Source organism: Dysgonomonas sp. HDW5A, assembly GCF_011299555.1.
Classification (GTDB): Bacteria; Bacteroidota; Bacteroidia; order Bacteroidales; family Dysgonomonadaceae; genus Dysgonomonas_A.
Window position 1 is genome coordinate 2,146,693 of sequence record NZ_CP049857.1, and the last position, 21,980, is coordinate 2,168,672.

A 21,980-nucleotide genomic window follows, 5' to 3' on the forward strand; every position below is an offset into this window, starting at 1 on the left:
ACAATATTATTTTTAAGAGAAATATGTTGATAGAACAACCGCCGTTAGTTTATAGACTCCTGTTTCCGGGAGGACATTGGAGGCTACCTAGCAAAAAAGAGAAAGTAATTTATTTGACTTTTGATGACGGACCCATACCGGAACTTACGCCGTGGGTTTTAGATTTGTTGGATAGGTATAACATAAAGGCTACCTTCTTTTGTGTTGGAGATAATGTCAGGAAATATCCGGAGATTTATCAAGATGTTTTAGACAGGGGGCATAAAGTCGGAAATCATACATACAATCATATCCAAGGGATAAAAAACTTTACCAAAAACTATATAAAGAATACTCAAGAGGCTGCTGAGTATATAGAATCTCCCTTGTTTCGTCCTCCTCACGGACACATGCGTTTACCTCAATTCTTTAAGCTTCGTAAAAAGTATAAAATTATACTATGGGATGTTGTAACCCGTGATTATAGTAACAGGTTAACCCCTGACGATGTTCTTAATAATGTGAAGAATTATGCACGCAATGGTTCTATTGTTGTATTCCATGACTCATTAAAAGCCGAGAAGAATATGAAATATGCTTTGCCTTTAGCTATTGAATGGCTCAAGGAGCAAGGATATGTTTTCAAAACAATAGAAGAGGGGCTGGCTGAGGTTTCTAACGAAGCAGTAGAGACGAATCTCCATAACTCAGAAAACGATAATGGTGAGCTAGTGCGTGATTATAGATAGACATCCACTTGCCTTCGACAAAGGCAGAAACCAATAATAAAAGAGTGCTTTGCGGCTGGTGAAAATTAGTAACTATGCCGCTTACTACTTTAAATACATAGCCCGGAACAATCATTATTTGAGTATCAGCCAATAAAGTATTTATTGAATGAGAATCAAGATAATCTAAAATGTTCTTGAGGGCTTTTTCTTTTGATATCGTGTTGCAACCGTTATATGGTTGCCATTGTTCGACTTTTAAAGTTTCAGAATTTGGATTCTGTTCCAAAGCAGCTCCGATATGATATAAACTCTCGAGCGTTCGCACCGATGTTGTACCTACTGCAATTATATTCCCTTTGTGAGATAATATATGTTCAATTGTTTCTCGCTTCACCGAAATAAATTCGGAGTGCATTTCATGCCCGTTAATCGTTTCACTCTTTACAGGTTTAAAAGTACCTGCCCCAACGTGTAGGGTAACTTCATCTGTTTGGATACCTTTTTTCTTAAGGTTTTCGAATGTTCTTTCCGTAAAATGTAGTCCGGCTGTGGGAGCGGCTACAGAGCCTTTAATCTTAGAATATAGTGTCTGGTAGGTCTCTTTATCCTTTTCCTCAGTATCACGATTCAAATAGGGTGGAATCGGCAATTCGCCCACTGTATCAAGAATATCTGCAAAAGTATATTGAGAATTATTCCATTCAAATTTGATTACATGCATATTGCCTGCCGATTGTATCCGTTCGGCTTTCAGTAATACAGTTTCGTTATTTATTATAATTTCTTTTTCGAGAATACCTTCTTTCCATTTTTTTAGATTCCCAATCATACATTGCCATGAACAATGATCTGTTGCTTGAAATATTAAATTATAATCGTGTGGAAAATAAGGGTCGAGGCAGAATATTTCTATTTGTGCCCCCGTTGCCTTCTTGAAGTGGAGACGTGCCTGAATCACTTTCGTATTATTGAATATCATTAGGCTGTCCTCAGGTAAGTAATCTGTAATAGCCGAAAAACGGCTGTCGGTGATTGTTTTTCCTTTGTAGACAAGCAACTGAGAATTATCCCTCTCTTGGAGTGGATACTTGGCTATTTTATTATCAGGTAAATCGTAATTATAATCTTTGATATGTATATGGCGAGGGTCAGATAATTCCATTTTTCTCTTTTTTTATCCGTCAAAATTAATCAACTTTGTATGAATATGAAAGTATTAAGGTTGCAGACCCTTTTATTTTTGTATTTTGTAGAATAATAGATTCAGCAAATTGTAAGAACAAATAGGTCTGAGACCTCAAAACAAGATATTATTATGAAAGTTGGAGATAAGGTACGTTTTCTAAATACAACAGGTGGTGGCATTGTAAAAGGTTTTCAAGGTAAAGACATAGTCATCGTAGACGATGATGGTTTTGATACACCTATACTTATGCGTGAGTGTATTGTAATTGAACCCGCTAATGAAGCACAAGTGCGTCAGTCTGTAAAACCAAAAGCACAGGAAGTAACTGCATATCAAAAGGAACCAAAGACTGAAAGTCATGTTCCTGTTGTGGAAACTAAAGAGGGAGAGCGTATTACTGCGTGTTTGGCTTATCTGCCTTTAGATATAAAAACACTCAGCACAACAGGATACGAATGTTATTTGGTGAACGATAGTAATTTTTATCTCTCTTATAATTATATGAGTAGATCAGAACAAGGATGGATTAGTCGTGCAGTTGGTACTATAGAACCGAATACCAAGATTTTTCTGGAAGAATTTACGAAGACTGACCTGAATGATCTGGAAAAAGTTTGTGTTCAATTTATCCCTTATAAGATTGATAAACCGTTCAGCTTAAAGAATCCTTGCTCTTCGGAAATCAGAATTGATACGGTTAAGTTTTATAAGCTGCATAGTTTCAAAGAAAATGACTATTTCGATGACGATGCCATTATCTATTATCTGATGAAAAACGATCTTACAGAAAGAGAATTATTCGTTTCGGCAGAGGCTATTGAAGAAGCCATGAAGGAGAAAAAGCAATTGGATCGCCAACAGCCACAACCTATTAAGAAGAAAGATACAGCTTCATCTATTCTTGAGGTCGATTTGCATATCGAAGAATTGATAGATAGCACAGCCGGATTAGATGCTAAGGATATTCTTGAATATCAGATAACAAAATTCAGGGAGATACTAGATGAGAATAAAAGCAAGAAAGGTCAGAAAATTGTTTTTATTCATGGTAAAGGCGAGGGTGTTTTAAAGAAAGCGATATTAAATGATCTGAAAACCCGATACAGTCATTTGAATTATCAGGATGCTTCTTTTAAAGAGTACGGATTTGGTGCAACTATGATTACTATAAAGTAAGAGTAATATCTAAAGGATTTAATGTCGTATTTGAAGACTATAGCAATTGATAGGTTGCTATTTAGGATGAAAAATAAATAGGTCTGAGACCTTAAAATAAAGCAAGTGATATGAAGTTTCGGAAGAAGTATAAGAATTTATTGAATGCTCTATTTGTATTTATTATTGCATTCTCCTCTTTTTTGGCTTTTGAACCGTTGTTTGAGCATTTGGGACAAAAAGCTTCTCAAGAGTTTGCTGCTGCTATCTTCGGAACTATTTTTGCCGCTGTAATTACTATGGTATTGCTCAATAAGCAGACCGAGACAGAGGAGGAGAGAAGTCGCAGTGAGAAGGTTTTCGAGCAAAAGATCACTCTTTATAATCAAGCCATCGATACACTGCAAAGTATTTTCGAAAGACAAGACGACCGGAATCAAATAAAGCTGGAACGATCTCAAATCACGCAACTGGAATTTCTTCTTGCTAAAATGATGATGATTGGTAATGATAAGACAATAAATGAGTTTAAAGCTTTTTATGAGATTGTTACTAATAACTATTCCCCTCAAACAAAAATATTGTACTTAGATTCATCTGATAAGCAAACTATTTTTCGCTTTGCCGATTATTGCAGGGAGGAACTCGGGCTGTCTGATAAAACCTTGGAAAAAGAAACCTTAGAGGATATTGTTTTGCAGGGTGAGTTGTTTTACAATATGGAAGAGACAGGAGAGCTACACCCGAATGTTGTTGACACTATAAAAGATATCTATGGATATTTGGTGTTCGATCTTGATTTACCTACCCGTAATATTGTTTTTAAATCGAATGGTTTTGATGTATATATCACTAAAACCCATGAGGCTGAAATGTGTTTTTTGCAATGCACATTCGATATGAGTACGGTTCGTTTGGTATTAGAGCACGATCATGTAATAAAGGGATTTGCCAAGAATAAAGAAGATAATAAGTCCATATTCTTATTCGAATCATCGGATCGGGAGAAAGTGAAGCTATATATTTCCGATATAGAACGTGCCATAAAACAAAGTTATTTGCAATCAAAAAAGAAGTTCTTGAATTTATAAAAGATATAATTTTTAATGACTAAATATACAATGAAACAGAAGCTATTGGTATTCTTATTGCTTTGTGCAACAATACTATTCTCGGGCTGTGGGGTAACTAATGACCTTACGAGTGCCTATAATGTAACTAAATGTGAATATGATTATAAATCGATTTCAAATTTAACCGTATCGGGGATGAATTTATCGAATGGAATTTCGCCAACTTACATTCCTAAACTATTAGGAATATTGGGAGGGACGGCTTCATCGATACCAATGAATTTCACACTGAATCTGGATGTGAAAAACCCAAACTCGACAGCTGCTATAATGAACGGATTACAGTATATCATCAGCATCGATGATATTCAGTTTACCACAGGACATGTTGATCAAACAATGAATATCGCCGCGGGTACAAGTCAAATTTTACCTTTAAATATTGGAGTTGATCTTGCAACGCTGATGACTAATAATTCAAAATCGGCAGTACAAAACATTGCTAAGAATTTTATTGGAATAGGAGATACTAAGTCTAATGTAAAGGTTCAGATCAAACCAACCTTTATGATTGGAGGGACACCAATTACATCTCCTGCGTACTTTCCTGTAAGCTTCACGTTTGGAGGTAAGTAACAAATGATAAAAACGGAAGAACCGACTAGTCAATCTGATTAATCGGTTCTTTTCTTATTTATATATGTCTTCAATTAGAGTATAAAATCTGTTTGTGGAGGATAAAGTCCTATATATTCTTCAGTGATTTCGTCAGCATATGCAATCTTTAGATTATCTAAAAGATCTTCCTCTTCCAGAACTTCTAAAATAGTATGTATTGCTATGTTTTTGTCTACAACATAACAAAAAATATTCATTGTCGCCGATCCGATATCTCCTCCGTCACAATGCCCATTACCCGTCCAGCCCAGACAATTGTTGAATAGCGATTCCACATAATCTCTTTTTTCGATTAGCTCTGCTTCATCAGCGTTTTTTTCATATGAATATTGAACAATGAATTCAGTTAAATCATTTACTTCTTCATAACCGGCTTCTTTTTGTTCGCTGATATATTTAGCTAATAAAAGATCTGTAGAGAGATCATTGTTTTTAGTATCCAGATTTTCAGTTTCTCCTACTTCTCCTAATTTTCCTTGATGGATAGTAAGTGTTTTATCTTCATTTACCCAGATTTCAAAATAATAGGTTGCACTATCCGATTTCTTGTATAGTTTTACCATTTTCAGATCGGTCTCTTCTGTATTTAGGGCACTATCGTCATTCCATTCATTGATATTGGGAACTTTTCCCTTTGTATAATACTGCGAAAATAGGTTTATAATTTCCTCTTGAGTAGCATATGTACGGCTATAGTGTTTGAAATTATCATCCGTTCCAAATACAAATCTTATTTCAGCATAGTACTCGTTGTTTTGCTTGATTGCTTGTATGTAAATACTGTTTTCTATCGGGTTTTTAGGCTCTAGGATGATATAGCTGTCTTCATCCTCAGTAAGGCTCTGTATTGTAGTTTTAAGTATATCCTGATCGTGTTTGCGAACGCTGCTTCCGTCTTTTATTAATTTGAACTGTATCATATGCTATTCATGTTTTCTTTAAGTAAATGGTCAAGCCCTTTGGATAGAAAATGTCCGAAATCAAGTTCGAAATTCGGTGTAAATATATCTTTTCCTAACTGGTTTTTGATTTCAGATATCTCCCAGAAACGACCGTCGGATACCTCTTTCAGATCTATTTGCGGGATTTGATTGGTTATGGTATAGAAGCAATAAGTAAGTTCTCTCTCCCTGTCGGTTTCTATGATATACTTATCGAGGTAATGCAAGGTCAGATCATTTAAACCTATTTCTTCTCCGGCTTCTCTTGACGCAGCCTCCGAAGGGCTCTCATTCAGATCAATGTGCCCCCCAACCGAAGAATCCCATTTGTCGGGTTGTATATCTTTAGTTGATGAACGTTTTTGCATATATAATTTGCCTTCCTCATTAAAAACATGGAGATGTATTACCGGATGTAACAGCATAGAGCCACTATGGCACTGACTGCGTGTTGCTTGGCCAATCACATTGCCTTGTTCATCTACCAAAGGAAATATTTCTTCTTGCATAATGTTATTTGTCTAAGAAGTTTCTTAATTCATCATTACTTAAGTTTTCAACACTGCCGTCAAATCCTAAACGGAAAGTACATCCCGATTTCCATTCCGAGCAGCCATAGGCTGCTTTTCCTTTCAAAAGATTTCCTTTTTTACAAAGAGGGCATAATACTGCTCTGTCAGACTTTTGTGTTGCTTCTTTTTCTTTTTTCTTTTCAGTAGGCTCTTTTTTCTTGCGTGGAGAAGTCTTTTTTGCGGGCTTTGTTTCCGGTTCTTTTACTTCTTCTATTTCTATAGACTTTCTTGAATAATCGTTACGGACATTCATAACTATTTGAGTCAGCATTTGCTTTAGCTCATCTATGAATATTTTTGTATCGTATTGATTACGCTCTATTTGTCTAAGCTTATTTTCCCAAATTCCGGTAAGTTCTGCCGATTTTAGTAATTCCTCTTGGATGGTTTGTATCAATTGTACTCCTGTAATTGTAGCCAGAAGATTCTTCTTTTCTTTACGAATATAATTACGTTTAAACAGGGTTTCTATAATGGCAGCACGCGTAGACGGGCGCCCTATACCGTTTTCTTTCAGGGCATCTCTGAGTTCATCATTTTCGACAAATTTACCTGCTGTTTCCATCGCCCGAAGTAGAGTCGCTTCGGTATAATATTTAGGAGGAGAAGTCCACTTTTCAGTTAAAGAAGGTTCGTGTGATCCACTTTCTCCTTTTTCAAATGTAGGAAGAATATTCTCTTCATCCTTGTCATTACTTTCAGAGTCATCGGATGAGGAGTTGTTTGATTGTTTTTCGAACACCACTCTCCATCCCGGATCTAGTATTTGTTTTCCGGTCACCTTAAATTCAACCTTAGCTGCTTCTCCTAAAACAGTAGTGGTAGACACTTTACAATTTGGATAAAATACGGCTATAAATCGTCGGGTTACCATATCGTATACCTTACGTTCATTTTCGGTAAGGGCATTTGCTCTTACACCTGTCGGAATGATAGCGTGGTGATCGGTCACCTTACTGTTATCAAATACTTTTTTCGATTTCTTGATTTTTGCTGCAAGTATGGGTGCTACTAAATCTTCATAACCCATCAATCCTTTTAAAGTTGCGGGTACTTTAGGAAATATATCATCACTTAGAAAAGTAGTATCAACACGAGGATAAGTCGTAAGCTTCTTTTCGTATAGCGATTGTATTGTTTTCAATGTATCTTCTGCCGAAAAGGCAAATTTTTTGTTGCATTCTACCTGTAACGATGTCAGGTCGAATAATCGTGGGGGGAGCTCTTCTCCCGCTTTTGTTGTAACATCTGTTACTTCAAAATCTGACAATTTGATTACTTCGAGAAATTTCTCACCTTCTTCCTGAGTTGTAAATCTTCCTTTAGTTGCAGAGAAGGTTGTCGCTCTATAGATGGTCTTTAATTCCCAATAAGGCTCGGGTTTAAAGTTCTCTATTTCTAATTGTCTGTTTACAATCAATGCCAGAGTAGGGGTCTGTACCCTTCCAATGGATAGGACGGACTTGTTTTGCCCATACTTTATGGTATACAGTCTGGTTGCATTCATTCCCAGTAACCAATCGCCTATGGCACGTGATAATCCGGCCTCATACAGCTTGTCAAAATCGCTTTGTGCCCGTAGGTTCTGAAAACCTTCACGTATGGCGTCTTCGGTAAGTGATGAAATCCAGAGACGTTTAACAGGGCATTTAGCCTGTGCCTTTTGCATTACCCAGCGTTGTATAAGCTCTCCTTCTTGCCCGGCATCACCACAGTTTATTATCTCTTCAGCATTTGCAAACAGGGTTTCGATAACCGAAAACTGTTTGGTGATTCCCTGATTATCTATTAACCTGATCCCAAATCGGGGAGGGATCATCGGTAGTAAATCCAATGACCAACGTTTCCATTGGGGATAATATTCATGGGGTTCTTTGAGGGTACAAAAATGACCGAATGTCCAGGTAACTTGGTATCCGTTTCCTTCAAAATATCCGTCTTTTTTGTTTTTTGCTCCTAGAACATTGGCTATCTCTCGGGCTACACTTGGCTTTTCGGCTATACAAACTTTCATATTAAAGAAGCATGTCTGCTATAACTCAAACAGACATGCTGTACATATTTTATTTAGTGAAACTTCTTTGAATTAAAGGTCTGATACTTTAATAGCTTTCTTTTTCGTTAGGAAAGTCTGATTCCTTGACGTCCTTTATATATGATTGCACTGCTTCACTCATTATGGTATGAAGGTCTGCATAACGACGTAAGAATTTAGGTGAGAAGTCTTTATTAATGCCCAGCATATCATGAATCACGAGTACTTGTCCGTCAACACCTCCACCTGCTCCTATACCGATCATAGGAATCGTTAATTCTTTGGCAACTTGTTCTGCTAATGTAGCCGGAATTTTCTCCAATACTATACCAAAACATCCAACTTCTTGTAGAAGGCGTGCATCATCAATGAGTTTTTGAGCTTCCGTTCCTTCTTTAGCCCGTACAGCATAGGTACCATATTTATTTATCGATTGAGGCATTAATCCCAAATGTCCCATAACCGGAATACCTGCATCGATAATCTTTTTAATATCTGCAATAATTTCTTTACCTCCTTCAATCTTTAAAGCATCGGCACCTGTCTCCTTCATTATTCTGATTGCAGCTTCAAGAGAAAGCGTGGGGTTACCCGAGCAGGTTCCGAATGGCATATCTACAATAACTAAAGCTCGTTTTACTCCATTTACAACCGATCTGCCATGATAAATCATCTGATCAAGCGTCATAGGTAGGGTGGTCGTGTTTCCTGCCATAACATTGGAGGCCGAATCGCCTATCAGAATTACATCCATGCCTGCCTGATCTACGATCGAAGCCATAGAAAAATCATACGCTGTAAGCATTGAGATCTTTTCGCCTCGTTGCTTCATTTCCAGTAAACGATGAGTCGTTACTTTGCGGTTGTCTTCTGTATAAGTTGACATAATCTTTAAATAAAAGTTAGAATTTAATGCACATCTTAAAATTATACCTAAAAAGTAGGTCTTATATTCAAGATGGATAACAAAAAGGTCTAAGACCTTTATTGGTATTTTTAGCTATGCAAATGTATAAAAAGCAAATGGTAATAAATATTATAAACAGAAAAAGCTGCACTATTTAAACAGTGCAGCTTATCTCAATAAGTTCTCTCATTCTCGCTTGAAGTGAGTTAAAGTATAATTATCAGGGGGCTGTAAATCTCTAATTTATGTAGATTAGAGAATCTACATTTTAATATAAATCAGATGTAGATATAATTTTTTAGATTAAAAACACAAAACAATTATGAAAAAAGCGTTATTATTTATTACATCATTTTTCTTGTTAACTTTATTTTCATGTAATAATGAGGATAATGAAGATATTACTAAGCAAGCTGTATCTGAACAAACTATTCCAGAGAGTCTCATCGAGTTTGTATTTGAAGGGAAAAAGTATTCTACGGCTTATACTAAGGTTGGAGATAGTTTAATATTCGAGAATAAAGAAGCGTCTGATATATTAAATGCTGCTAAATATTCGAATAACTATTCAATTACATTCAATGAAGATAGGGTAGTTATTGATAAAAAAGCATTCTCTTTATCAGAAGAGTCTTCTCATATGGAGCTAAGAGGGTCTGCTGCTGGTGGTGGAAGAGGGGGCAATTCGGGGAGTGGTATTGTAGAGTTTAAACCTATGATTGGTGCGGTTGTCTTATTTGATTCTTACGGTAATAATAAGATATTTTCGGCTAATGGAGATGAAGGTATCCAAGAGCGTTCGGTTATGCAATATGGTTGGGGTGATAAAAGGGTACTTTCATTTAGAATTCTCAATATGACAGATGAGACATGGATATTTGCCTACTATTCAGAGATCATGTATATAAGTGGTACGGTAAAAGTTGAAATTCCACCAAGTTCTATTAGTGATATTGCGAGAAATAGCATTCAAGGATCGAATGGTGGATCTCAAGAAGCTCTATTAGCATATCTTACAACAGAGTGGAATCGTCTTACTCATTCACCTTTTGAATCATTTAGATATCTACCCAAAAGTAAATGGACAGAGATTCAATGGACAGAGAATGAGCAAGGCAGGACAACTGGAGATAGAGGAGGTTCTAATGGACTGCCTAGCAGAAGATAATTCTATAATGGCGAAAAAACATGTATATACACAGAAAAGCTGTACTCATAACGAGTACAGCTTTTCTGTGTATATCTTTTTATATCTTTTATTTTTTAGAATCTATATCCTATGGTTAGTAGACCGCTGAACATATTATTTTTAAGTTCTGTTTTATCAGATCCTCCATGTGTGTATAGATCATCGGTGCGATTTTGCATTACAAATGCCACATCCGTATAAAATTGAGGTGTAAATCTATATCCAAGACCGTAAGTGAAATAATTAGCATTTCCTACAAGAGAATAATTAGTAATAGTTCCTGCAGTAGCAGCTGTGTGTGTGCCATTTGCACTTCCGTTTCTGAGTATATCCTTCACCGGACTTTGTTGCCACATATAGCCTACACGTCCCGAAAATTGTGGAGTGATACGAAACTCGCCTCCTACCCTTAGGGTAGATGAACTTCTAAAATCTTCTTTGATATCTTGGTTTGCTGATAATCCGAAACCGTTTCTATCTTGCAGGTTCATACTGGCGTAATTCGTAAGTTCATAGTCTGCACTTATTATAGCTCTTTGAGCAATAATTCCCGCTAAACTGAATACCCATTTATCGGGTGTGCGGAATTTATAGTCACTGAAAACAACTCCTTCTTCCGCTCTGGAGGAAACAGTAGTACTGCCGTTATCCATGAGTACAGTATAAGAATCAGTCATATTATACCATGTTGGAGAATGATAGGCAACTCCAATTCTTAATTCTTGAATAGGTTTAAAAATAAGTCCAGCTTTTACTTGCCAACCTGAACCATCTGTTCTCAGCTGATTGTCAAAATCATAAAAATGAGCGGGATTTGTATTCTGCCCTTCATATAAATCTTCACTATAAAGGGTTGTTACATTATAACTAATATCTGTAACAGATACCGAAAGACCGGCACTAAGCATATCAGCAAAAGTAGTACCCATGTTGAAGTCGTAAGAATCTATAGATCCTCTTTCAAAAACATGTAGAAAATTATCTACAGTAGGGTCATTCATTGTTTTAATAACAGATTCGTATCGATCTCCATTACCTCCTGGTACTGTGGGAGAAATCATACCTGTATTATAGGCTAAGGCTCCCAACCAATAATCAGAAGATCGATCAAAAAAAGGATCCTGACTTAACTCTAGATCTCTAGATGGAATTCCTTCTACTCGATTTGCTATATATTGTGTTTGTGATTGATTTAGAAAATTACCATGCATCGTGTATCTTCGATCAAAAGATTGCAAGCGATTATAAGAAAAACCAAAATTAATTAATGGAGCAACATCACTATGTAATGGCACTGTTCCTACAAATGCTAAATTATCAAAACTAAACTTGAATTTGCTGTCATCTGTTCTGCTTCCGTACAAATCGGTTTTAGTCCTTGTATTTGTGAAATTCAGCGTTGTTACTACCTCAGATGTCGTGTACACACCAATTCCGGCAGGATTTATGGCAATCCCCGAAATGTCGCCTCCCAAAGCACCAAAGGCACCCCCCATTGCAACAGAGCGGGCTGTTCCTTTCAATCCATTATAAGACAGGTTGAAAGCATCCATCTCTCCTTGTGCTAATGCCGATCCTGTGAAAGAAGCGGAAAGTAAAGCAAGAATAAAAATACGTTTCATAGTTATTGTTTTTTTCTTAAAAAAAGCTATTTTAGTTTAAACAGCTAAAATAGCTTTTTTGTTTTTATTCAATTTCTTTTTCTTCCAATTAATGTTACCTGCGTCCTCCACTGCTGCGGCTCGAACCTCCACCACCACTGGATGAGCGTCCGCCGCTGCTAGCTCCGCCGGATGAACGTCCGCTACTGCTGCTAGGTGATGATCTTTGTACAGAAGAGCCTGACGATCTGCTATTGGATGAACTTCCTGTGTTGAAGTTTCTGTTGTTATTTGTTGCAGGTCTTGCACTTGTTCCACTATTTGTTCTTGAAGAACCCTGGTTGGTTACTGCTCCACCTCTGTTATTTGTTGTTGTACCTCTATTGGTTGTACTACCTGCTCTATTAGTCGTAGAACCTGTTGTATTTCGGGTTGGAGAATTAGTAACTATTCGACCAGTACCTGCATCGTAAGTAGCATTTCGGTTGACCGAAGTTCTGCTGCCTGTTGCACTTGTACCTCTGTTGTTTGTTGTTGTAGGTCTTGTACTTACTCCTGATTCTCTTGTTGAATTACGTCCTGAATTTTCTCTGGTTGTACTACTGCGAGTACCTTCATATCTTCCTGTTCCACGTCCTGCAGCATCTCTGCCTGTAGTGGTACGTCCTGATTCTCTTGTTGAAGTACGTCCGGACTCTCTGGTTGCACCAGAGCCACGTCCATTCGTATCTCTTGCTGAGGAACCTCTATCACGGTTTGTACTGGAGTTTCTTCCTGAAGAATTACGTGAGGAGTTGCGTGAAGAGTCTCTGGAAGTTGTTCTGCCGGGTCTGTTGTAGTTAGCTCTTGGACGGTTCCAACCGCCACCCCAGCCACCGCCCCAACCGGGACCCCAGGCTCCGCCCCAGCCCCAACCGGGACCCATGCCCCAGCCGCCGCCCCAGCCCCAGCCCATGTTCCAGCCGCCACCCCAGCCCCAGCCCATGTTCCAGCCCCAACCGGGACCCATACCCATGCCCCAGCCCCAACCGGGACCCCACATGCCCCAGGGACGCATGCCCCAGCCCATGCCCATGCCCATGTTCCAACCCCAGTTGTTCCAAGGGTCGTTCCAAGGGTCATTTCTCCATGCCATGGTAGTGGTTAGACTGTTTGCATAATAGTCATCTAAAGAACCATTCAAGACAAAGACATTAATGTTGTCATCGCTCGAAATTCTTACACTATTAGGTGCTTCGTATCTTAGGTCAAATTCATTTATGAAATCACTTTGTGAATTAATGCTTACATTAGTGCCTTCATCGACACCTACCGAAACATCTCCTCTTGTAGAGATATTTACATTATTATTGGCATTTTCTATATAAACATTGGTTGCGGGAGTTGTATTCCTTTGTGAATTTCGATTTTGTCTTCTGTTAGGAGATGAACCATAGATGTCATCACCCCAATTTTGAGAGAAACTCGCTAATGGCAACAACGCTGCTAATAATAACAATTTACTCCTTTTCATTATTTTATCTCCTCTCTAGTTATATGTAAATTCGATTTCAAATTTTTACTTATTTACTCCTTAGACTTGCTAAAGTACTAAATGGTTTAATAGACACATCAAAGAAAGTCTATTTTTTTATAACAAAGATGCAAAAATACCAGCTCTGTTGCTCGCAATATCCTTAACAAATCTAAAAAACAGAATAGCTCAGACCTGTATAAACAGAACTCGATGAAAGCTAAACGTTTGAACTTTAGTCTTTGTTTTTGAAAAACCAGATTCTTTTGTAAAGAAACAAAAAAATACAAAAAATAATTGACATAACTATCATTAAATGTTTCGAAAAGAGAGAAACGTAGAAACTTATTGGCGTAAAAACTATATTTTTGCCAATTATTAAAGCTGATGCTAAATGATGAAGACTATAAATGGACGGAAATCGAATTAACTATCTTTGTCTTCTTCTTTAAATTGGATGTTTATAATACATAAAAAATATATATCAAAATGAATTATATCGAAGCAGTATTTGTTTGTATTCCTCACGATGAGATTGTAACAGAGGTATTATCTGCAGAGTTGGGTGAAGTGGGTTTCGAAAGTTTTGTGGATACTGCAACCGGATTGACTGCCTATATTCAAGAAAGCCTTTATGACGAGGAAACGGTAGAGGGAGTTCTTAATAATTTTCCTTTGGAGGCTAAGATAACTTATACAACGAGCCTTATTGAAGGTAAAGATTGGAATGAGGAGTGGGAAAAGAATTACTTTAAACCTCTTATTATTGATGATAAATGTATCATTCAAAGTACCTTCCATAAAGAACCGGCTACTTATGAATATAATATATATATAGACCCTAAAATGGCCTTTGGTACAGGACATCATCAGACAACAGAACTAATGATCCGTGAAATACTGAATATGGATTTTGCCGGCAAGTCGGTTTTAGATATGGGATGTGGAACTGCTATTTTAGCTATTCTTGCATCTATGAGAGGTGCTGATCCTATCTTGGCTATAGATATTGACGAATGGGCATACGATAATGCTAAGGAAAATCTGGACTTAAATAAAGTCTCTAATGTAGATGTTCAAATTGGTGGAGCCGAACTTTTGACCTCAGATAAAACATTTGATGTTGTATTGGCAAATATCAATCGAAATATTTTACTCAATGATATTCATGTGTATGCATCAGTGCTTAATGCTGATGGGGTATTGTTTATGAGTGGTTTTTATACGGAGGATATACCTGCTCTAAAAGAGGAGTGTAACAAGCATAGTTTGACATTTGTCCATTCGCATAATAAGGACAACTGGGCTAATGTGAAGTTTATAAAAAAAGGACTAGTTTAAACTAGTCCTTTTTTATTTTATACTAAATCTTAATAATTTATTAGAGAATTAGGATCTACATTTATGTTTGGATTTGGAGCTTCTTCTATCGCAACAATACTGTCTACAATAAAGCGGGTATAGCCTCTCCACGGCAGAGCTCCAAAATATTCTTTGTAATGGAGTTTTACGTTTTGTCCCGCCAAATTCATCAATTGTTTGGCTAATTCTTTATTCTCTATAGAGAATTCAAACTCATTAGATTGTACGCCTCCCGTTGTTCCGGTTTTAATACCTGTCTGTATTAATTTGCCTTCGTATGTTTTAAATATGACTCCTTTGTGCATGACATAATTAAGCTGTCCTGCTTTTACGCTACTGTCTCCATAGGGAAGGTAGAAGTATGCAATTACACCTCCTATTACTAATATTATCAGTACAATAAATATTTTAGTAAATGTTTTCTTCCACGAGCTGGTTGTTGTTCCCATTTTCTGATTTGTTAGTTATTCTGTTTGATTAACATCAAGTGACTTCTATTTGTTTATTTCTTCTTCGCTTTTTCTTTAGCAAGACGTTCTTTTTCCTTGCGCTCGGCTTCACGCTGTTTTAGGCGTTCCTTGCGTTCACGTTCACGCTCTTTTAATCTTTCCTTTTGAGCTTTTTCTTTTTCTTTTAGCTCCTGCTGACGTTGTTTACGTGCATCTTCCCGAGCCTTTACAGTTTCTTTTTGTTCATTTATTTTAGCTTCTGCGGCGGCTCGTTCTTCGGCTTGTTTTTGTTTTTCGGCATTACTAATCGAATCTAGTCGTGCCTGTTCAGCATCTATCAGAGCTTGTTCTTCGGCTTTGACCTTAGCTTTGCGTTGTTTCTCAAGATCTTTGAGGCGTTTGTTTTCTGCCTTTTGAGCAGCCTTTTCTTCCTTAGTCAACTTGGGTTTATTTCCTGATGAGTTGAACAGATTTTTCAGACCGTCTACAGGATTATTTATTATGTCAATTGTTTTGTTTATAACATTGTCAACTTGCTCTATCTGATCATCCGATAAAACATCACTTACTCCTATTTCTTTTCCTTTATCTTCAGATTCCTCTTCACTAACAAGAGGGGTAATTTTCCTTGGAGGTGCAGGTTTAGTCGGTTTTACCTCAGGTTTAGGTTCTTCGACCACAGGAGTTGTTGTTTCTGGCTCAGGCTGGGGTTTATCTTCTGCTGTTGGCGGAATCTTATTTCGCTGTTGATTCCAATACATGATTAATTTGATCATTTCTCTAGTATAATTCTTCTCAAAGAATAAGAAATACTCATTGAGGCTCTTACCATTCATCAGTGCAACAAAGTTGTCGGTAGATATCGGAAGAGGAATTATCGACGGATCGAGTTCAGACATTAATGAGTTTTTGTCGAAAGCTTTATCTATATACATTTCAATTTCAGCCAGCGATTTAAATCCTTTTACCTGTAACATTTCTAACGAATTGGCTTCAGTAAAGCTTAAGTCAAATGTTTGATAAATGAAGCTGGAGAAATTATAGCTTGCAACATCATATATAAGCTGATTTTTATCTATAGTTTGCGATTTATAGATAAACAAAAGCATGTATTCTGCATCCGGATTAGCGACAAAGTCTACGCCTGCCATTTCTTCCGGATTCTGGCCTGTTCCGAATCTTATATCCCATATCATTCCACGTGCAGGAGATGAGTCGGATGATAATGTTTTACCTCCCAGAATACCTTTTAGCATATCAGAGGCTAATGGCGTAACATCAGCTTTGGGATACTTTTCGATCAGGTCACGTAAGTGAGTCTTAAATTCATCAGGATCATTGGTCTGGGCATACGTAAGAGCATTTAAAAACATAAACTTGGGTATCAATGCTGAAAGAGGATACTTTTCTTTCATCGACTGATAGTTTGCCCTAACAGTGTTTATGTTTGCTGCCAGATACGCCTCATATGTTTGCTGGTAAAGATTATCTTCCAGCTGGTGCATATTCCTGAGATTCCATTCATAATTAGGATCGGCTAATGCGGCCGCATAAGAACTTTTAGGAAAAGAGTTTAAGAGATAACGTCTATACAACTCTGTCATTTCTTTATTTCCTAACCTCAAGTAAATGAGAAATAATTGATAGTATATTTCCTCTCTATTCGGTCCGTTTGGAAAACGAGAAAGATTAGTTGTGAAGGCATCTATCGCTAAGTTGTAATCTTCCAGTTTGTCTTTGTAGAGTTTACCTAGACTAAAGAATGCATTTTCGATGATTTCGTTCGAAGCTTTAATGGCTTCTGGTGTCATCGGGATTTGTTGCAGATAAAATTCGGGCGAATACACGTCTTGACTAGCAGGCGTTTCTGCCTTTTGTTCTGATGTTTGGGCTGAATCCTTAGGTGTTTGGTCTGCTTCGGGATTGGTATTGCCTTCATCGAAAGTGGTTACGCGTTTATTACGCCTGCGCCAATTATCTTCCAGTTTTCGGTTGCCCCATTTTCGTTGGAAGGCGACCTTTCCTTGGTTTACTAATTGAGGATTATAAAAATAGAATGATGACGAATTGCCACCAATGTTGACCGGTGCTGAAGGAATATTTGGAGAACTCTGTTCGAAGAACGGACTGTTTGGGTTTATCGCCGACGAATTATTATTCTCTCTTTCTAACTTTTGCTGTTCTCTCTTTTCGGCTTCTTCTTTTTTTCTAAGGTCGGCAATTATCTTTGTGACAACAGCTACTTGTTCTTCGTAAGGCTTTTGTGCCAGATTTTGGAGACTGTCCTGTAAATGTATAGCTTCTATATGGACAACTAATTCGTCCAGCACTTCTGCACGAAGGGTAACTCTGGGGTATGCTTCGTGCTTTTTACTTATAGAAGCTAGTGCTTCGGAGTAGTTTGGCTGAGCTTTTGCGTATTTTTGCTGTGCAAAATAAATATCCCCCAAGGCAATCTGGCTCAGAGCTTTGTCGTAACCGTTACGAGTGCTTGCTTTGACGGCTTTTTCGTATTCAGTTATAGCTTTTGCCGTATCTTGGTTGTTTAAATAGATGTTTCCGATAGCATAATATACCTGATCGAGATATTCTTTGTTTTTAGGATCTTTACTCATTTTTGTAAGTAATGATAATATCTCTTGCTTATTGGAGCTGTTTACAAACGAGGCTTGTTGCATCTTAGCATTGAATGAGTAAAGGTAGGGTGTGTTAAGCCCTGTTACGCTTTCAAAAGCTTGAAATGCTTTTTCCTGATTCTTGGTATGCGAATACAGTTGTCCCAGCAAATATTTCATGCGTATTTTTTGAAACCCGTCGCTCTCATCTTTTATGGCTTGTTCCAGGAATGGTATTGCTTTTTCGTATTCTTTTCTTTTGATCAGAAAATCGGCATATACTTTATTGTATTCTGCGGTTAGATTTTCGGGAACACCTCCTGCCAGTTTTATCTTATGAAATATATCTTCTGCTTCGTAAAACCACCCCATAGCCGTGTATGCTTTGGCGATCCATATGCGTGCTTCGGCTACAACATCATTATCTCCTTTGTAAAGACGGGTTACGTATAATAGAGTCGATACAGCTTGTATGTAGTCTTCGTTCTGGAATTCGGCTTTACCTAGTAGTAACCATGCATTTTTCAGGAAAGGATTAAACTCTTGTTGTTTTAGCCATGCCTGATATTCCTGATTTTTTCTCTTGGCCGGGTCGCGTTCGGGTTTGGTGCGTATTGAGTGGATTTTTATTGCTTTTGTTGTTTTATCTACCGTAACATCAAAGCTGCCTCCCGTTCTTTGCTTTAGTTCTTCCTCTTCAATTGCTCCCGGATATATTGATATTATTTGTGAGAGATTGTCTTGATAACCTGCTTGTTTTGATTTTAAAGATCCTTTGTAAGCTTCGTTTGCATTAAAATAAATGTTGTACTTGGTGTTTATGGCATGGTACATACGGGTTGTTGATGTATTCTTTTTAGAAGCACACCCCAACATTGCCAGAATAACGACAGACGCTATTATATATTTATACTTAAACACCTTGATTCAGAACTTTGTAAGTTTGATATAGATATTCACCTACAGCAAATTGTTTAGTACAAAAGTAGCAGAATTATTGATCATTGAAATTTTTGTATTTAATAAAAACGAAAAGAGCTATTAAATATTAGACGAAAAATGCATATACTTGCAACCTCAAAAAATGAGCTTAGAATTTTAAAATGGAAATATCGAAGAGGACGATTGAGTGAGAGTAAGTCTGCTTCTGACTGTATCGGCTTTTGATTTGAATTCTATATCAGTAAATTGATAGCGTAATCTTTCAGTTTATCCTTCAAATAATGCAGTTTGTCAATATTCTATTTAAAGAGACCTGACTTTATTATTATTTTGTGGAATAATATTATTCTAAATATAGCGTGAATTTAACAACTAACTAATTATGAAAAAGTATTTTTTAGTACTTGTATGTTTAAGTATGTTTGCTTTGTCTGCATCTTCTCAACTTCGATTTGGGGTAAAAGGAGGATTAAACCTTTCGGGAGTTTCCGGTAAGAATATAGATAATTTCGTAGATAAGAATGTTACCGGTTTTCAGCTTGGAGCATCTTTAGAGTGGATGATCAAGGGTGGGTTTGGTCTTGAAAGTGGACTTCTATATTCGGAAAGAGGTATGAAGTTTAGAGGAGGCGACCGTCCTAAAAACGGTTATATTGATTTGCCTGTTAATATTAGGTTTAAATATCCATTGTCAAAAACTGTGCAACCTTTTGTAAATGCAGGACCTTATATTAGCTTGAGGATTTCTGGTGATGGAAATTTTGACCAGATATGGAATGACGTTGATCAGCAATGGAAAGCCCAGTCTTTTGGTGCAGGGTTAAACTTTGGTGGAGGTGTTGAACTGTTCCACTTCCTTCAATTAGGTGCTAACTACGGCTTGGGTATGACTGACAACTATAAAGAAAGTAATGGCAATTATAAAGTAAAAGACAGAACGTGGTCTATTACTGCTGCTGTGTACTTTTAATGCATTTCTATACGAGATAAGTAACGAAAAAGCTTCTATTTTTAGAAGCTTTTTTTATTGGGTATAAATAGAGTCTATCAGCTTTGCTCTATTATTAACTATCTAGTTTTCTGCAAATAGACTAAAAAGGTGTATTTTTGCGTCCAAATGAAAGAATATAGATTAACAGATTGGTTGCCTACAACCAAAAAAGAGATAGAATTAAGAGGATGGGAAGAGCTGGATGTTATACTTTTCTCTGGTGATGCTTATGTAGACCATCCTGCTTTTGGTGCTGCTGTAATTGGCCGAATATTAGAAAGCGAAGGATTAAAAGTGGCTATAGTACCTCAGCCTAACTGGCGTGACGATTTACGCGATTTTAAGAAACTCGGCAAGCCCCGTTTGTTTTTTGGAGTTACGGCAGGTGCTATGGATTCGATGATAAACCATTATACGGCCAACAAACGTTTGCGTTCGGATGATGCTTATACTCCTGATAGTAAATCGGGCATGCGTCCAGATAGACCCTCAATCGTTTATACAAATATCCTGAAAGAATTGTATCCCGATGTTCCTGTCGTTTTGGGCGGAATAGAGGCTTCGTTGCGTAGGGTAACCCATTATGATTACTGGGATGATGTGCTTCGCAAATCGATATTGTTTGATGCCAAAGCCGATATCCTTGTGTATGGAATGGGGGAACAACCTCTTCGTGAAATTGTAAAACGATTAAACGACGGTCAATCAATCCTTGATCTGAAGGATATTAAACAAACTGTTTATTTAACAGATTCTTATACAGAGCAGGAAAAAGATACGGTTCTTTTTCCGCATGAAGATTGTTTGAAGGATAAACTGAAACAAGCAAGGAATTTTAAAGTTGTAGAGGAGCAATCGAATATGATGAATGCCTCCCGAATAATACAACAATGTGGAACGGGATATGTGATAATCAATCAACCCTACCCTCCGATGAAAGAGAATGAGATTGATGCTTCTTTTGATTTACCATACACCCGCTTGCCTCACCCTAAATACAAAGAGAAAACTATTCCGGCTTTCGAGATGATAAAATTCTCGGTGAATATGCACCGTGGATGCTTTGGTGGATGTGCTTTTTGTACCATATCTGCCCATCAAGGTAAGTTTGTAGCTTCACGATCTAAAGATTCGATACTTAAAGAAGTAAAGCAAATTACAGAAATGCCTGACTTTAAAGGGTATTTAAGTGACCTGGGAGGACCTTCGGCAAATATGTATGCCATGCGTGGCAAGGATGAATCGATCTGCGGTAAATGTAAACGCCCGTCATGTATTCACCCCAAGATATGTAAAAACCTGAATGTAGATCACTCAGCATTGCTGGACATATATAAATCGGTAGATGCACTTCCTAAAATCAAGAAATCGTTTGTCGGAAGTGGTGTGAGATACGATATGCTTCTTCACCGTTCGGATGATGATAAATTGAATAAGGTTTCCGAAGAATATGCTCATGAGTTGATTAAGAATCATGTGTCTGGACGTCTCAAAGTAGCACCTGAACATACATCTGATACCGTTCTCAATTTTATGCGTAAACCAAGTTTCAGTCAGTTTTATGCTTTTAAGAAGATATTCGATAAAGTGAATGACGATTATGGTATGAAACAGCAAATGATTCCTTATTTCATATCGTCACATCCCGGATGTACCGAGGTCGAAATGGCGGAATTGGCTGTGACAACAAAGCCTTTGGGTTTCAATTTGGAACAGGTGCAGGATTTTACCCCTTCGCCAATGACCTTGGCTACTGAAATATACTATACAGGCTATCATCCTTATACTCTCGAGAAAGTATTTACACCCAAAACAAAAGAAGAAAAACTAGCTCAAAGACAATTTTTCTTTTGGTATAATAACGATTATAAGCCTCAGATCATAAAATCGTTAAAGGGAATGAAGAGAGAGGATTTACTCAATAAGTTATATCCTGCCGGAACAGGTGGAAATGCGGTTAGTAAGACAAAAAGTTACAATCCGAATTTTAATAAGAGAAGAAAATAATTCAGCTATTTGATATTTTATTTTTACAGAGTAACGAAACACTATAACGAAGGA

The 21,980-nt window shown here is 37.3% G+C and carries 17 protein-coding genes; 8 read left to right on the forward strand and 9 right to left on the reverse strand.

All coding sequences use genetic code 11. From position 1 onward, the window contains the following. Positions 1-23: 23 nt before the first annotated feature. The gene (locus G7050_RS08865; RefSeq protein WP_166114116.1) at positions 24-728 is read left to right on the forward strand and encodes a polysaccharide deacetylase family protein; all 705 of its coding nucleotides are present in this window, start codon (positions 24-26) and stop codon (positions 726-728) included. On the opposite strand, the gene G7050_RS08870 is transcribed toward G7050_RS08865, so the two are convergent. Further along, complete coding sequence (locus G7050_RS08870; RefSeq protein ID WP_166114119.1) at positions 655-1,872, reverse strand: S-adenosylmethionine:tRNA ribosyltransferase-isomerase; 1,218 nt, start codon at positions 1,870-1,872, stop codon at positions 655-657. The two genes, G7050_RS08865 and G7050_RS08870, sit on opposite strands and share 74 nt — an antisense overlap. Positions 1,873-2,025: 153 nt before the next feature. Between G7050_RS08870 and G7050_RS08875 the strand changes: the two genes are divergently transcribed. The 3 genes from G7050_RS08875 to G7050_RS08885 all read left to right on the forward strand — a co-directional run bounded on the left by G7050_RS08875 (position 2,026) and on the right by G7050_RS08885 (position 4,760). After that, entirely contained in the window at positions 2,026-3,072 is a 1,047-nt protein-coding gene (locus G7050_RS08875) for a DUF2027 domain-containing protein (protein ID WP_166114122.1), read from the forward strand. Positions 3,073-3,182: 110 nt separating this feature from the next. Continuing rightward, positions 3,183-4,142, forward strand: a complete 960-nt coding sequence (locus G7050_RS08880) for a hypothetical protein (RefSeq protein ID WP_166114125.1) — start codon at positions 3,183-3,185, stop codon at positions 4,140-4,142. Positions 4,143-4,172: 30 nt separating this feature from the next. Continuing rightward, entirely contained in the window at positions 4,173-4,760 is a 588-nt protein-coding gene (locus tag G7050_RS08885; RefSeq protein WP_166114128.1) for a hypothetical protein, read from the forward strand. 74 nt (positions 4,761-4,834) lie between these two features. Here the strand turns inward: G7050_RS08885 and G7050_RS08890 are convergent, their stop codons facing one another. The 4 genes from G7050_RS08890 to panB form a co-directional block, all read right to left on the reverse strand. Continuing rightward, the gene (locus tag G7050_RS08890; RefSeq protein ID WP_166114131.1) at positions 4,835-5,722 is read right to left on the reverse strand and encodes a hypothetical protein; all 888 of its coding nucleotides are present in this window, start codon (positions 5,720-5,722) and stop codon (positions 4,835-4,837) included. Further along, positions 5,719-6,252 carry an NUDIX domain-containing protein gene (locus tag G7050_RS08895; protein ID WP_166114134.1) on the reverse strand — a complete coding sequence of 178 codons (534 nt, stop codon included), beginning with the start codon at positions 6,250-6,252 and terminating at the stop codon, positions 5,719-5,721. Before G7050_RS08895 ends, G7050_RS08890 begins: the two co-directional genes overlap by 4 nt. Positions 6,253-6,256: 4 nt before the next feature. Continuing rightward, positions 6,257-8,329, reverse strand: coding sequence for a DNA topoisomerase 3 (locus G7050_RS08900; protein WP_166114137.1), 2,073 nt, complete (start codon positions 8,327-8,329; stop codon positions 6,257-6,259). An 88-nt stretch (positions 8,330-8,417) separates the two neighbouring features. Continuing rightward, entirely contained in the window at positions 8,418-9,236 is an 819-nt protein-coding gene (panB, locus tag G7050_RS08905) for a 3-methyl-2-oxobutanoate hydroxymethyltransferase (protein WP_166114140.1), read from the reverse strand. 343 nt (positions 9,237-9,579) lie between these two features. Between panB and G7050_RS08910 the strand changes: the two genes are divergently transcribed. Next, the gene (locus tag G7050_RS08910; protein WP_166114143.1) at positions 9,580-10,425 is read left to right on the forward strand and encodes a hypothetical protein; all 846 of its coding nucleotides are present in this window, start codon (positions 9,580-9,582) and stop codon (positions 10,423-10,425) included. 95 nt (positions 10,426-10,520) lie between these two features. On the opposite strand, the gene G7050_RS08915 is transcribed toward G7050_RS08910, so the two are convergent. Beyond that, entirely contained in the window at positions 10,521-12,068 is a 1,548-nt protein-coding gene (locus tag G7050_RS08915; RefSeq protein ID WP_166114145.1) for an OmpP1/FadL family transporter, read from the reverse strand. A gap of 94 nt (positions 12,069-12,162) precedes the next feature. Then, positions 12,163-13,560 carry a hypothetical protein gene (locus tag G7050_RS08920; protein ID WP_166114148.1) on the reverse strand — a complete coding sequence of 466 codons (1,398 nt, stop codon included), beginning with the start codon at positions 13,558-13,560 and terminating at the stop codon, positions 12,163-12,165. Between the two features lie 489 nt (positions 13,561-14,049). Here G7050_RS08920 and prmA point away from each other — a divergent pair, with 489 nt between their 5' ends. Then, on the forward strand, positions 14,050-14,901 hold the full coding sequence (prmA, locus tag G7050_RS08925; RefSeq protein ID WP_166114151.1) for a 50S ribosomal protein L11 methyltransferase: 852 nt from the start codon (positions 14,050-14,052) through the stop codon (positions 14,899-14,901). 29 nt (positions 14,902-14,930) lie between these two features. Here the strand turns inward: prmA and G7050_RS08930 are convergent, their stop codons facing one another. Beyond that, positions 14,931-15,371, reverse strand: coding sequence for a hypothetical protein (locus G7050_RS08930; RefSeq protein ID WP_166114154.1), 441 nt, complete (start codon positions 15,369-15,371; stop codon positions 14,931-14,933). 53 nt (positions 15,372-15,424) lie between these two features. Beyond that, positions 15,425-18,907, reverse strand: coding sequence for a tetratricopeptide repeat protein (locus G7050_RS08935; RefSeq protein ID WP_166114157.1), 3,483 nt, complete (start codon positions 18,905-18,907; stop codon positions 15,425-15,427). A gap of 403 nt (positions 18,908-19,310) precedes the next feature. Here G7050_RS08935 and G7050_RS08940 point away from each other — a divergent pair, with 403 nt between their 5' ends. Next, positions 19,311-19,898: a porin family protein gene (locus tag G7050_RS08940; RefSeq protein WP_166114160.1), complete on the forward strand. Its 588-nt coding sequence runs from the start codon at positions 19,311-19,313 to the stop codon at positions 19,896-19,898. A gap of 147 nt (positions 19,899-20,045) precedes the next feature. Continuing rightward, the gene (locus G7050_RS08945; protein WP_166114163.1) at positions 20,046-21,926 is read left to right on the forward strand and encodes a YgiQ family radical SAM protein; all 1,881 of its coding nucleotides are present in this window, start codon (positions 20,046-20,048) and stop codon (positions 21,924-21,926) included. Positions 21,927-21,980: the final 54 nt, after the last annotated feature.